The organism is Streptomyces sp. NPDC096132, assembly GCF_044763345.1.
GTDB lineage: Bacteria > Actinomycetota > Actinomycetes > Streptomycetales > Streptomycetaceae > Streptomyces.
This window is the reverse complement of record NZ_JBIWGA010000033.1, coordinates 1-13,498: the sequence shown is the minus strand read 5'-3', so window position 1 is coordinate 13,498 and position 13,498 is coordinate 1. Positions and strand designations below refer to the sequence as shown.

General features: G+C 71.5%; 11 protein-coding genes. 6 read left to right on the top strand and 5 right to left on the bottom strand.

Annotated elements, in window-relative coordinates; genetic code table 11:
* Positions 1 to 84 precede the first annotated feature (84 nt).
* Positions 85 to 1,509, top strand: coding sequence for a cation:dicarboxylate symporter family transporter (locus ACIRF9_RS44640; RefSeq protein WP_403835185.1), 1,425 nt, complete (start codon positions 85 to 87; stop codon positions 1,507 to 1,509).
* A gap of 154 nt (positions 1,510 to 1,663) precedes the next feature.
* Here the strand turns inward: ACIRF9_RS44640 and ACIRF9_RS44635 are convergent, their stop codons facing one another.
* Entirely contained in the window at positions 1,664 to 2,584 is a 921-nt protein-coding gene (locus ACIRF9_RS44635) for an aldo/keto reductase (protein ID WP_403835007.1), read from the bottom strand.
* 1 nt (position 2,585) lies between these two features.
* A complete protein-coding gene (locus ACIRF9_RS44630) occupies positions 2,586 to 3,500 on the bottom strand; it encodes an NAD-dependent epimerase/dehydratase family protein (protein ID WP_403835004.1) in 915 nt (304 codons plus the stop codon).
* A 45-nt stretch (positions 3,501 to 3,545) separates the two neighbouring features.
* Between ACIRF9_RS44630 and ACIRF9_RS44625 the strand changes: the two genes are divergently transcribed.
* From ACIRF9_RS44625 to ACIRF9_RS44605, 5 genes are all read left to right on the top strand, one after another.
* Entirely contained in the window at positions 3,546 to 4,055 is a 510-nt protein-coding gene (locus ACIRF9_RS44625; protein ID WP_403835002.1) for an Lrp/AsnC family transcriptional regulator, read from the top strand.
* A 29-nt stretch (positions 4,056 to 4,084) separates the two neighbouring features.
* A complete protein-coding gene (locus ACIRF9_RS44620; RefSeq protein WP_403834999.1) occupies positions 4,085 to 4,471 on the top strand; it encodes a MerR family transcriptional regulator in 387 nt (128 codons plus the stop codon).
* Positions 4,468 to 4,800, top strand: a complete 333-nt coding sequence (locus ACIRF9_RS44615) for a thioredoxin family protein (protein WP_403834996.1) — start codon at positions 4,468 to 4,470, stop codon at positions 4,798 to 4,800. The genes ACIRF9_RS44620 and ACIRF9_RS44615 overlap by 4 nt, the downstream gene beginning before the upstream one ends.
* Before the next feature lie 119 nt (positions 4,801 to 4,919).
* On the top strand, positions 4,920 to 7,199 hold the full coding sequence (locus tag ACIRF9_RS44610) for a HelD family protein (RefSeq protein ID WP_403835182.1): 2,280 nt from the start codon (positions 4,920 to 4,922) through the stop codon (positions 7,197 to 7,199).
* Positions 7,200 to 7,274: 75 nt separating this feature from the next.
* Positions 7,275 to 8,678, top strand: a complete 1,404-nt coding sequence (locus ACIRF9_RS44605) for a cytochrome (RefSeq protein WP_403834993.1) — start codon at positions 7,275 to 7,277, stop codon at positions 8,676 to 8,678.
* A gap of 139 nt (positions 8,679 to 8,817) precedes the next feature.
* On the opposite strand, the gene glgB is transcribed toward ACIRF9_RS44605, so the two are convergent.
* The 3 genes from glgB to ACIRF9_RS44590 all read right to left on the bottom strand — a co-directional run.
* A complete protein-coding gene (gene glgB, locus ACIRF9_RS44600) occupies positions 8,818 to 11,319 on the bottom strand; it encodes a 1,4-alpha-glucan branching enzyme (protein ID WP_403834991.1) in 2,502 nt (833 codons plus the stop codon).
* Positions 11,320 to 11,332: 13 nt separating this feature from the next.
* Positions 11,333 to 12,712 carry a maltokinase gene (locus ACIRF9_RS44595; protein ID WP_403834989.1) on the bottom strand — a complete coding sequence of 460 codons (1,380 nt, stop codon included), beginning with the start codon at positions 12,710 to 12,712 and terminating at the stop codon, positions 11,333 to 11,335.
* A gap of 87 nt (positions 12,713 to 12,799) precedes the next feature.
* The coding region (locus ACIRF9_RS44590; RefSeq protein WP_403834986.1) for an alpha-glucosidase C-terminal domain-containing protein at positions 12,800 to 13,498 on the bottom strand (699 nt) is incomplete at its 5' end.

The window sequence follows — 13,498 nt, the reverse complement described above, 5'->3', positions numbered from 1 at the left end:
GAACGTAAGGGTGACCGCCCTCACAGGCCCGGAGATAGTCACTGCATTCCCCTTATCTCCCCGGACGTGAGCCGCACGCCGGTGATGCCGACGAAGACGTCAAGGAGGGCAGCCGTGGCCGCCAGCACCACCCCGAATACGGCACCTGCCGCACCCGCTGGGAAGCGGGACCGCACCCACTATCTCTACATCGCCGTCATCGCCGCGGTGGCGCTCGGCATCGCCGTCGGTCTGATCTGGCCCGACCTCGGCGTCGAGCTCAAGCCGCTCGGCACCGGTTTCGTGGCCCTGATCAAGATGATGATCTCGCCGATCATCTTCTGCACGATCGTCCTGGGCATCGGCTCGGTACGGAAGGCCGCCAAGGTCGGCGCCGTCGGCGGTATCGCGCTCGGCTACTTCCTGGTGATGTCGCTGGTCGCGCTGAGCATCGGCCTCGTCGTCGGCAACATCCTCCACCCGGGTGACGGACTGCACCTGACCGACGCGATCAAGGCGACCGGCCACGACCAGGTCTCCGACGAGGCACTGCCGCCGGTCGAGTTCGTCCTGTCGATCATCCCGACGACGTTCCTGTCCGCCTTCACCGAGGGCCAGGTCCTGCAGACCCTCCTCGTCGCCCTGCTCGCCGGCTTCGCGCTGCAGGCCATGGGCAGTGTCGGCCAGCCGGTGCTGCGCGGCATCGAGCACATCCAGCGGCTCGTCTTCCGCATCCTCGCCATGGTGATGTGGGCCGCCCCGATCGGTGCCTTCGGCGCCATCGCCGCGGTGGTCGGCTCGGCCGGTCTGGACGCGCTCAAGAGCCTCGCCGTGCTGATGCTCGGCTTCTACGTGACCTGCTTCCTGTTCGTCTTCATCGTGCTCGCCGCGCTGCTGCGCATCGTGGCCGGCCTGAACATCCTCACGCTCTTCAAGTACCTGGCCCGTGAGTTCCTGCTGATCCTGTCCACCTCCTCCTCCGAGTCCGCGCTGCCGCGCCTCATCGCGAAGATGGAGCACCTGGGTGTCAGCAAGCCCGTCGTCGGCATCACCGTCCCGACCGGCTACTCCTTCAACCTCGACGGCACCATGATCTACATGACCATGGCGTCCCTCTACATCGCCGACGCCCTCGGTACGCCGATGTCGATCGGTGAGCAGATCCCGCTGCTGCTCTTCCTGCTCCTCGCCTCCAAGGGCGCGGCGGGCGTCAGCGGCGCCGGTCTGGCCACGCTGGCCGGTGGGCTCCAGTCCCACAAGCCGGCCCTGGTGGACGGCGTCGGCCTGATCGTCGGCATCGACCGCTTCATGAGCGAGGCCCGCGCCCTGACCAACTTCGCCGGCAACGCGGTCGCCACCGTCCTGGTCGGCACCTGGACCAAGGAGATCGACAAGGCCCGCGTCCAGCAGGTGCTGGCGGGCGAGCTGCCCTTCGACGAGAAGACCCTGCTCGACGAGGGCGAGACCGTCACCGGCGGCGAGGTGCCCGAGCCGCGCGAGGACGGCGAGAAGGAACTCGCCAAGGCCTGAACCGTCCTCGCAGGACCCGCAGGACCCGCAGGACCCGCAGGACCCGAAAGACCAGCAAGACCCGCAGGACCCCCGAACCCCGGGTGTCCGGCCCCGCCTGAACCGGGGCCGGACACCCGGCCAGGATCCGGGCGGCTGAGTACTCCCCCGTAGCTCAGCCGCCCGGTCTTTTTCGTGTGTGAACACCCTGGCCCGCCGGACCCTCCAGCCGGGCCAGCTCTTCCTCCTCCAGCACCAGGTCGGCCGCCCCCGCCGAGTCCCGGACCGTCTCCGGGCGGCTCGCTCCCGGGATGGGGACGACGGCCGGCGACCGGGCCGACAGCCAGGCCAGGCAGACCTGCTGGGGGCTGACCCCGCGCTCGGCGGCCACGGCGTGGAAGGCGCCGAAGCGCGTCTCGGCGGCCGCGGCGGACGGTCCGTCCAGGGAGCTGCGGGAGATGCCGCCCAGCGGACTCCACGGCAGGAACGCGAGGCCCAGTTCCGCGCACAGCCGCAGCTCTGCCTCGCTGTCCCGCACGGCGGGCGAGTACCGGTTCTGCACGGACACCAGCCGGTCGCCGAGGATCCGGTGAGCCGTGCGGATCTGCGCGGTGTCCGTGTTGGAGACGCCGGCCAGCCGGATCTTGCCCTCGTCGAGGAGGTCGCGCAGTGCGCCGACCGACTCCTCGAAGGGCACGTGGGGATCGGGCTTGTGCAGCTGGTAGAGGCCGATCGCCTCGACGCCCAGGCGTCTCAGGGAGGCCTCGGCGGCCGCCTTGAGGTGGCGGGGCGTGCCGGTCACCGTCCAGCTGCCGTCCGCGGGTCTGCCCCGGCCTCCCTTCGTCGCCACCAGCACGTCGTCCGTGTCACCGCCGCGGGCGGCGAGAGCGCGGGCCACGAGGTACTCGTTGTGGCCGGGGGCGGCGCCGGGCAGGTGGTAGGAGTCCGCGGTGTCGATCAGGGTCACGCCCGCGTCGAGGGCGGCGTGCACGGTGGCGAGGGCGCGGGCCTCGTCCGGGCGGCCCTCGACGGACAGCGGCATGGCGCCGAGCCCGATCGCGCTCACCCGCAGACCGCCGAGTGTGCGGTACCGCATGTCAGTGGCCGCCCTTCGCGAGGGTCTCGGCGACGGCCCGTGGCAGCCACTGCCGTACGTTGCCGAAGGTGAAGCCGAGCCGGGTGGCGCGGGAGTTGTCCATGCCGTAGAAGCGGCGGAAGGCGAAGGGGGAGACCTCCCCGACCTCGACCTCCCGGAAGCGCGGGGTGCCGCCCGGCACCCGTGCGGCGACCGCCGCCACCAGCTCCCCGGTGAGCAGCGTGCCGTGGGAGGCCGCGTTCACGGGGCCGGTGAAGTCCTCGCCCACCGCCCAGAACAGGAAGTCGGCGATCTCCTCGACGTGGATGTACGTGGCCGGTCGGTTGACCACCGGCACGGTGACCGGCTCGCCGATGCGGACGCGGGACGCGTAGTGCTCCAGACGCCCGGTGAAGTCGTCCTCGCCGCCGAGGACATGGGCGACGCGGACGGCGACGTACGGGAAGTCCGGTGCGGCCGCGAAGACCGCCTCCGCCTGCCGTTTGCCCTCGCCGTAGCGGGAGTCGAGGAACTCCGGGTCCTGCCAGGGGAGTCCGAGGTCGACGGGCACGGTGAGCGGATCGAGGTCCGTCTCCCGGACGGGCGCGATGGAGTCCTCGTACTCGTACACCTCGACCGTGGACGTCATCACGTACCGGCGGGTGCGGCCGGTGAACAGCCGCAGGGCGAGCGCCGCCTGGCGCGGGGTGTAGCAGACCTGGTCGACGACGACGTCGAAGGTGCGCGAGCCGAGGGCCTTGGTCAGGGAGTTCTCGTCGTCGCGGTCGGCGGCGAGGTGCTCGGCGCCCGTCGTCGGCGGCGACGATCCGCGGTTCAGCACCGTCACCCGGTCCCCGGCGGCCAGGAGGCGTGCGATCAGCCGCTTTCCGAAGTAGCGGTTCCCTCCGATGACCAGTACCTCTCGTGGCTTTTCCATGACCATAATTCTCTCGGCGTACCTGCCCGTCCTGAAGGGGGAACCATGGGAGTTCAGGCCGTCTCTCCGAAAGAACAGCGGTATCCGCGAGCCGCCGCCGACGAAACCTCGGTGGCCTTCGACGCGGTGGACCGGCAGATCCTGGAGCATCTGCAGACGGACGGCCGGATCAAGCTGAGCGAGCTCGGGCGCCGGGTCCGGCTCAGCCCGGCGGCCGTGACCGAGCGGGTGCGGCGGCTGGAGGCCGCCGGCGCGATCAGCGGCTACGGCGCCCATGTCGTCCCGGCCCGGCTCGGCTACGGCATCCAGGCGTTCATCCGGGTCAGCCCGCACGGCGGCTACAACCTCAGGCACCCGAGGACCCTGGAGCTGATCGACCGCCCGGAGATCACCGAGGTGCACCACGTGGTCGGCGAGGACTGCTGGATCCTCAAGGTCGCCGTCCGTGACACGGTCCACCTCGAGGAGGTGCTGGAAGAGGTCTCCGCGCTGGGCCGCACGACGACCTCGATCGTGCTCACCTCTCCGGTGGCGAGGAAACCGCTCTTGCCTTGACGTCGGCGTCAAGCCGTACGTTCGTACGCATGCGAATCGGCGAGCTGGCCGCACGGGCCGGGACCACCACGCGGACGCTGCGGTACTACGAGTCGCGGGGGCTGCTGCCCGCGCGGCGGGGTGAGAACGGACACCGGACGTACGACGAGAGCGACCTGAAGCTGCTGCGGCAGATCAGGACGCTCCAGGACTTCGGGTTCGACCTGGAGGAGACGCGGCCGTTCGTGGAGTGTCTGCGGGCCGGTCACCCGGAGGGCGACACGTGCCCCGCCTCGCTCGCCGTCTACCGGCGCAAGCTCGACGAGCTGGACGCGCTGATCGGGGAACTGCAGCAGATCAGGGCCCGGATCGGGGTGCGGCTCGCCGTGGCCGGGGGCGAACCGCCGTTGTGTGAACTGGGAGGGCAGGAGCTGTGATCGAAGTGGACGGTGTGGCCGCGGTGACGGACGCGGACTTCGAGGCGGAAGTGCTGGGGGCGGATCTTCCGGTCCTGGTGGAGTTCACCGCCGACTGGTGTCCGCCGTGCCGGCAGATGGCACCGGTCCTGAAGGCGCTCGCCTTCGAGGAGGGCGACCGGCTGAAGGTGGTGCAGCTGAACGTGGACGAGAATCCGGGGACGACCAACGCCTACAAGGTGCTGTCGATGCCGACCTTCATGGTCTTCTGCGGCGGTGAGCCGGTGAAGGCCATGGTGGGTGCCCGGCCGAAGCGCCGACTCCTGGAGGAGCTGTCCGACGTGCTCTGACCTGCACCGAACCAAAGAAATCCCCCGGGCAATTGCGCTCGGGGGATTTCTTTGCGTATATTCGATGCTTTGCGACTTCGAGATTATCGAGTCGCAGAGAAGTTCAGTGAGCACAGTATATCCGGGCGGGAGTGGAATTGTCAAACACCGACTTTCCAGACAGTGAATTGCGGCGTGAGCAGGAATTCATCGACGACCTGTACGCCCGGGTGGACGCCCTGCGCGGTGACACCGAGACCTCCGTCACGGACGCGCTCGCCCAGGGCAACACGCCCATGCAGGCCCGACTGGAGCGGGACATCCTGGTCGCCGAACGTTCGGGGCTGCTGGCCGCGCTGAACGCCGTGGACGGCTCGCTCTGCTTCGGCCGCATCGACCTAACCTCGGGGGTCAGCCACCACATCGGCCGGATCGGGCTGCGCGCCGACGACGCCGAACGCACACCGGTCCTGATCGACTGGCGGGCGGACGTGGCCCGCCCCTTCTACCTGGCCACCGGCCACACCCCGCTGGGCCTGCGCCGCCGCCGGCACCTCACCACCGAGGGCCGCACGGTCACCGCCCTGCACGACGAGATCCTCGACCTCGGCGACCGGGAGCGCACCGGCCACGAGGACCCGGCCGGCGACGACGTCCTGCTCGCCGCGCTCAACGCCGCGCGCACCGGCCGTATGCACGACATCGTGCAGACCATCCAGGCCGAGCAGGACGAGATCATCCGCGCCCCCCACCGAGGGGTCCTGGTCGTCGAGGGCGGACCCGGCACCGGCAAGACCGCCGTCGCCCTGCACCGCGCCGCCTACCTCCTCTACGAACACCGCGAACTCCTCGCCAAGCGCGCCGTCCTCATCGTCGGCCCCAACCCCGCCTTCCTCGGCTACATCGGCGAGGTGCTGCCCTCGCTCGGCGAGACCGGCGTGCTGCTCGCGACGGTCGGGGAGCTGTTCCCCGGCGTCAGGGCGACGGCGACGGACACCCGCGAGGCCGCCGCCGTGAAGGGCCGCGCCGACATGGCGGACGTGCTCGCCGAGGTCGTACGCGACTGGCAGTCGCTGCCGGACCCGGTGATCACCATCGAGCACGACCGGGAGGTCCTGATGCTCGACGACGGCCTGGTGAGGGTCGCCCGCGAGCGCACCCGGGCAGCGCGGCTGCCGCACAACGTGGCCCGTGAACACTTCGAGGGCCACATCCTCAACACGCTCACCGAGCTGTACGCCGAGCGCGTCGGCACCGACCCCTACGACGGCTCCAGCCTCCTCGACGCCTCCGACATCACCCAGATCCGCGACGAGCTCGCAGAGAACCCCGAGGTCTGGGCCGCCGTCGACCAGCTGTGGCCGCGACTGACCCCGCAGCGCCTGGTCGCGGACTTCCTCGCCGACCCCGTCGGCCACCTCCCCGACGAGGACGCGGCCGCCGTCCGGCGTCCGGTGACCCGGGCCTGGACCGTGGCCGACGTACCGCTGCTCGACGAGGCCGCCGAGCTGCTGGGCGTGGACGAGCGGGTGGCCCGGGCCCGCGCGGAGCGGGAGCGCGAGACCCAGGTGGCGTACGCGCAGGGCGTGCTGGACGTGTCGTACGCCTCCCGGACGTACGAGTTCGAGGACAAGGAAGACGGTGATCCGGATGCCTCCGAGGTGCTGTCGGCGCACGACATCATCGACGCCGAACGCTTCGCCGAGCGGCAGGAGGAGGACGACCACCGCAGCGCCGCCGAGCGGGCAGCCGCCGACCGGACCTGGGCGTTCGGGCACATCATCGTCGACGAGGCGCAGGAGCTGTCCCCGATGGCGTGGCGGCTGCTCATGCGGCGCAGCCCGACCCGCTCCATGACCCTGGTCGGCGACCCGGCGCAGACCGCGGAGGCGGCGGGCGTCGGCTCCTGGGCGAAGATCCTCGAGCCGTACGTGCAGGACCGCTGGGAGCACACCCGGCTCGGCGTCAACTACCGCACGCCCGCCGAGATCATGGACGTCGCGGCGGCCGTCGTACGCGCCGAGAACCCCGGCTTCGAACCGCCGAGCTCGGTGCGGTCGACCGGGGTACGGCCCTGGGTGCGCGCCACCGACGACCTGCCCGGCGCCGTCGCCGAGGCGGTGAAGGAGCTGACGCCCGCCGAGGGCCGGCTCGCGGTCATCGCCCCGCGCCATCTGCACCGCAAGCTGGCCGCACGGCTGGAGGGGGTGACGGCGGGCGCCGAGCCGGATCTGACGCGGACCGTCGTCCTGCTCGACCCGCGGCAGTCCAAGGGGCTGGAATTCGACTCGGTGCTGGTCGTCGAGCCGGCCCTGTACGGCACCAGCGACCTCTACGTCGCCCTCACCCGGGCCACCCAGCGGCTCGGTGTGGTCCATACCAAGGAGCTGCCGAAGGCGCTGGTGGCAGCGCTGACGTAACGCGGGATCACCAAGACGTAACAGTTCGTGCCGTGATCACTGCGCGTGCACGGCCGGTGCGGTAAGCGTTGCCGTATGGAAGCCCAGCCCCACGCCACCGCACCGGCCGACAGCCCGGGTCTCGGGGCGCTGCCCGTCCAGCCGCTGCTCACCGCGGAGTTCGACGCCGATCCCGGCGCGGTGTACCGGCGGCTGCGGGCTCAGTACGGCCCCGTCGCGCCCGTCGGCCTGATGGGCGTACCGGTGTGGCTCGTTCTGGACTACCGGGAGGTCCTGGAGGTCCTGAAGAACGAGAGCCAGTGGCGGCGGGACGTACGGCACTGGCGCGCGCGGGCGCAGGGCGAGCTGCCCCGCGACTGGCCGCTGCTCGCGGGCTACGAGGTGCGCCAGATGATGTTCATGGACGACGAGGAGCACCGCGCCGCCCGCCGCACCCACCACAGCGCCCTGCGCCCCTTCCAGGACGCCAAGAGCCCCGAGGGCTGGGAACTGCGTACGGCGGTCGCCCGGTACGCCGACGAGCTGGTCGCCCTGCTCGCCGCCGAGTCGGGCCGCTCCGGCTTCGCCGACCTGGGCGCCCAGTACACCCGGCCGCTGCTGCTGATGGTCACCACCAAGCTGTTCGGCTGCCCGGTCGAACTCGGCGACGAACTGGTCATGGACCTGTGGCGGATGCTGGACGGCGGCCCCGACGCGGGCCCCGCCACCGGCCGGGCGCTGGCCGCCTTCACCCGGCTCGCCGCCCACCGCCGGGCCCGCCCCGGCGACGACCTCACCTCGTACCTGATGCTGGCCGACCCGGACCTCAGCGACGAACAGCTCGGCCGGGAGCTGTTCATGAACGCCGTCTACCTCAACGACATCACCGGCAACATGGTCCTCAACACCCTGCTGGAGGTGCTGCGCGGCAACGCCACGGTCCGCCGCAGCCTCTCGGCGGGGCAGCTCGGCGAGACGGTCAACCGGGCCGCCCTGGCCAACCCTCCCGTCGCCAACATGTGCTTCCGGTTCGCCGCCCGGGACGTACGACTCGGCCGGTTCTGGATCCGCGCCGGGGACATCGTCTCCCCGTCCTCCGCCGCCGCCCACCAGGACCTGCTGGCCATCAGCTCGTCCCACATGGTCGGCTCCACCGTCTCCACCCGCGCCCACCTCGGCTGGGGCGCGGGCTCCCACCAGTGCCCGAGCGCGGCCCGCGAACTCGGCGCCCTGATCGTCTCCACCGCCGTGGGCCGGGTCTTCGACCACTTCGCCCAGGCCGAACTCACCCTCCCGCCCGACCAGCTGCCCTGGCGCTCGGGCCCGGTGGTCCGGGGCCTGAAGGTCCTCCCGGTCCGCTACGAACTGACCCACGACGCCCCGTCCCTCCACCGCCCCGACCCGGATCGACTCCCCGCCCTTCCCCATCAGGAAGGGCAGGCGCGGGGGTTGCTGGCGGCACTGCGACGGCTGATGTTCGGGGGCAAGAAGGAGAGCTAGGCGGGGGGCGAAGCCGCTGCGCGCAGCGCCCTGAAGGGGCGCGGGGCGTTGACATCATGCGGCCCCGCCGCGGGGCGCGACCAGCCACGATGACGCCGCGGACGAACGACGGCCCCTGACGGCACCCCCAGCGGAGCGCCTATGCCGGGCGCAGCCACACCGTCGCCAGCGGTGGCAGCGCCAGCCGGATGCTGGCCGGTCGGCCGTGCCAGGGCTGGGGTTCCGGTTTGACGGGGTCGTGGTGGGTGATGCCGCCGCCGCCGTAGCGTTCCGCGTCGGTGTTGAGGGTCTCGTGCCAGGCCGGGATGTCGTCGGGGACGCCGAGGCGGTAGTCGTGGCGGACGACGGGGGAGAGGTTGGAGACGGACAGGAGCGGGGTGCCCTCCGCGTCGTACCGGAGGAAGGCGAAGACGTTGTCGTCGGCGGCGTCCCCGACCACCCACTGGAAGCCGGCCGGGTCGGTGTCCCGCTGCCAGAGCGAGGGGGCCGAGCGGTAGACGGCGTTGAGGTCGCGGACCAGGTCGCGCACGCCCCGGTGGTCGGCCTCGGCGCCGTACGCCGGGTCCAGCAGCCACCAGTCGGGCCCGTGCGCCTCCGACCACTCGGCGCCCTGCGCGAACTCCTGCCCCATGAACAGCAACTGCTTGCCCGGGTGGGCCCACATGAACCCCAGGTAGGCCCGCAGGTTGGCGCGCTGCTGCCACCAGTCGCCGGGCATCTTCGACACCAGTGAGCCCTTGCCGTGCACCACCTCGTCGTGGGAGATGGGCAGGACGTAGTTCTCGCTGTACGCGTACACCATCGAGAAGGTCAGGTCGTGGTGGTGGTACTTGCGGTGCACCGGCTCGTGGCTCATGTACTGCAGCGAGTCGTGCATCCAGCCCATGTTCCACTTCAGGCCGAAACCGAGCCCGCCGAAGCCGCTCGGGCCCCGGTGGTGGGTGGCCCGGGTGACCCCGTCCCAGGCGGTCGACTCCTCGGCGACGGTCACGACGCCCGGGCAGCGCCGGTAGACCGTCGCGTTCATCTCCTGCAGGAACGCCACCGCGTCCAGGTTCTCCCGCCCGCCGTGCTCGTTCGGGGTCCACTGGCCCGGCTCGCGCGAGTAGTCCAGGTAGAGCATCGAGGCGACGGCGTCCACCCGCAGCCCGTCGATGTGGAACTCCTCGCACCAGTACACCGCGTTGGCCACCAGGAAGTTGCGCACCTCGCGCCGCCCGAAGTCGAACTCCAGCGTCCCCCAGTCGGGGTGGGCGGCGCGCAGCGGGTCCTCGTGCTCGTACAGCGGCCGCCCGTCGAACTCCGCCAGCGCCCATTCGTCGCGCGGGAAGTGCGCCGGCACCCAGTCCATGAGGACGCCGATCCCGGCCCGGTGCAGCGCGTCTATCAGGTACTTGAAGTCGTCCGGGCCACCGAGCCGGGCCGTGGGCGCGTAGAAACCGGTGACCTGGTAGCCCCAGGAGCCGCCGAAGGGATGCTCGGCGACCGGCATCAGCTCGACGTGCGTGAAGCCGAGGTCCCTGACATAGGCGGGCAGCTGCTCGGCGAGTTGACGGTACGTCAGGCCGGGCCGCCAGGAGGGGAGATGGACCTCGTAGACCGAGAAGGGCGCCTCGTGCACGGGTGTCTCGGCCCGCCGGGCCAGCCACTCCTCGTCACCCCACTCGTACGCCGAGGAGGTCACGACCGACGAGGTCGCCGGCGGGACCTCCGTGCGCCGGGCCAGCGGGTCGGCGCGCAGGGTGTGCGAGCCGTCGGCGCGGGCGATGTCGAACTTGTACAGCTCGCCCTCGCCGACCCCCGGCACGAACAGCTCCCACACCCCCGAGGAGCCCAGCGACCGCATCGGGAACCCCGTGCCGTCCCAGAAGTTGAACGACCCGGCCACCCGCACCCCGCGCGCGTTCGGCGCCCACACCGAGAACCGCGTGCCGGCCACGCCCTCGTGTTCCGTCGGGTGCGCGCCGAGCACCGTCCACAGCTGCTCGTGCCGGCCCTCACCGATCAGGTGCAGGTCCAGCTCGCCCAGCGTGGGCAGGAAGCGGTACGCGTCCTCGGTCTCCACGGTCGTGCCCTCGTACGCCACGAGGAGCCGGTAGGCCGGGACCTCCGTCAGGGGCAGCAGCCCGGAGAAGAAACCGTCCCCGTCGTCGTGCAGATCGGCCCGCAGCCCGCCCGCGACGACCGTGACCGACCGCGCGTACGGGCGCAGGGCACGGAAGACGACCCCACCCGGCACCGGGTGCGCGCCGAGCACGGAGTGCGGGTCGTGATGGGTGCCGTGCAGGAGCCGCCCACGGTCGGCGGCGGGTGCCTCCGGCGGCCGGCTCGGGAGCTTCGGGGCGGAGGGCGTCTTCCTCGCCGCGGGCGCCTTCTTGGCAAGGGGGGCCTTCTTCGCCGCGGAGGTCGTCTTGGCGGGAGCGGCGTCGGCTGTCGCCTTTTTCGCCGTCGCCGTCTTGGCCGCCGCCGCTTTGGCCGTCGCCGTCTTGGCCGGCGCGGCCTTCTTCGCCGCCGTCTTCTTCGCGGCTGTGGTCTTCGCGGCTGTGGTCTTCGCTGTCTTCTTCGCCACCGCCTTCTTCTTGCCCGCCGCCTCCTCGGCTGCCGCTTTCTTCTCGGTGGCCTTCTTCTTCGGGGGAGTCACGTGCGGGGCCTCCTCAAGGCAGGTCGGGAGCGGCGAGGCGGTGTATCGCGGACAGCGGGACGGGGAGCCAGTCGGGGCGGTGCCGGGCCTCGTAGACGACCTCGTAGACCGCCTTGTCCGTCTCGAAGGCCCGCAGCAGGACGGGATCGGTGCGCGGGTCGCGGCCGGCCACCTCGGCGTACCCCGAGCAGTACGCCGCGCGGCAGGCGTGTGCCCAGCCGGGGGCCGGCGGGTCGGCCGAGTGGGCGGCGTAGTCGAAGGACCGCAGCATCCCCGCCACGTCCCGCACCGCAGGCTGCGGCATCCTGCGCTCGGCCGGCGGCCGGGCCGGCTCGCCCTCGAAGTCGATCAGCGACCACTGCCCGGTCGGCGCCCGCAGGCACTGACCGAGGTGCAGGTCGCCATGGACGCGCTGGGCGGTCCAGGTGTGCCCCTCGACGGCGAGATCGGCGAGCGCGGTGAAGGCGGTGCGCAGCGCGGGCGCGTACGGCCGCAGCGCCGGCACCGCCTGCGCCGCCGCGTCGAGGCGTACGGTCATGCCGTCGACCATCGGCTGTATCTGCGCGGGTCCGAGCGTCGCCGTGGGCAGCGCCCGGGCCAGTGCCCCGTGCACCTCGGCGGTGGCCCGCCCCAGCGCCCGCGCCTCCTCGCCGAAGTCCTCCCCCTTGGCCAGCTCGCGCAGCGCCAGCTCCCAGCCGTCGGTGGCGCCCTGGACGTAGGGCTGGAGCACACCGAGAACGTACGGGTCGCCGTCGACGTCCGTCTCCATCCAGGCCGTCGGCGCCGGCACCCGGGGGCAGCCCTCGCGGGCCAGCGCCAGCGGGAGCTCCAGGTCGGGATTGACGCCGGGGGCGACCCGGCGGAACAGCTTCAGGATGAACGTATCTCCGTAGACGACCGACGAGTTCGACTGCTCGGCGGTCATCAGCCGCGGCACCAGACCCGACCGGATCTCCTGGTCGGGGTCCCGTTCGCAGCGCAGGGCGCCGATCCGGGCCCGGCTGCGCAGCGCCTCCAGGAGCAGCTCGGCGGGCCGGGTGTCGTACAGGCCGTCGTACACGGTCCGTCCGGCGAGCGGTCCGTCCGTCACATGACCGATCAGCGCGGGCGCCAGCCGGGGCGGCAGGGCCTCGCGCACACCGATCAGGAGCTGGTAGCAGTCGCCGGGGCTCTCCGGCTGGTGTGCCCGCAGCAGCAGGTGGTACAGGCCGAGCCGGGTGCCGGCCGGCAGCAGCTCGGTGGCCGCGACCAGCGAGAACCCGGTGACCGGACGCCCCTTGCCGGCGAACCAGCGCTGCCGGGGCAGCCACTCCCGCAGCAGTGGGTCCAGTGACGCGAGGAGGCCCGGGCTTGTCGTGCCGGAGCTGCCGGAACGTGTGACAGTCTTCGCCATGGCGTCACATTCCTTTCCCCGGGAGGGCGGGGTGCTACTGATGCGTGCCCCGGGCGGGGCGGGGGAAACCGCCCCGCGATCGGAGTTCTAGGCGGCTTCCCTGCGGAGCCGGAACCAGTAGAAGCCGTGCCCGGCCAGGGTGAGCAGATAGGGCAGCTCACCGACGGCCGGAAAACGCACCCCGCCGAACAGCTCGACCGGGTAGCGCCCGTTGAACCGGCTCAGATCCAGCTCCGTGGGCTGTGCGAAACGCGAGAAATTGTGCACGCACAGCACCAGGTCGTCCTCGTATTCGCGCAGGAACGCGAGGACAGCGGGGTTGGAGGACTGCAGTTCGGTGTACGTCCCCAGCCCGAAGGCCGGGTTCTGTTTGCGGATCTCGATCATCCGGCGGGTCCAGTGCAGCAGCGACGAGGGCGACGACATCGACGCCTCGACGTTGGTGACCTGGTAGCCGTAGACGGGGTCCATGATGGTCGGCAGGAACAGCCTCCCGGGGTCACAGGACGAAAAACCCGCGTTGCGATCAGGTGTCCACTGCATGGGGGTGCGCACGGCGTCGCGGTCGCCGAGCCAGATGTTGTCGCCCATGCCGATCTCGTCGCCGTAGTAGAGGATCGGCGAGCCGGGCAGGGACAGCAGGAGCGCGGTGAAGAGCTCGATCTGGTTGCGGTCGTTGTCGAGGAGGGGCGCGAGGCGGCGGCGGATGCCGATGTTGGCGCGCATCCGCGGGTCCTTCGCGTATTCCGCGTACATGTAGTCGCGTTCCTCGTCCGTCACCATTTC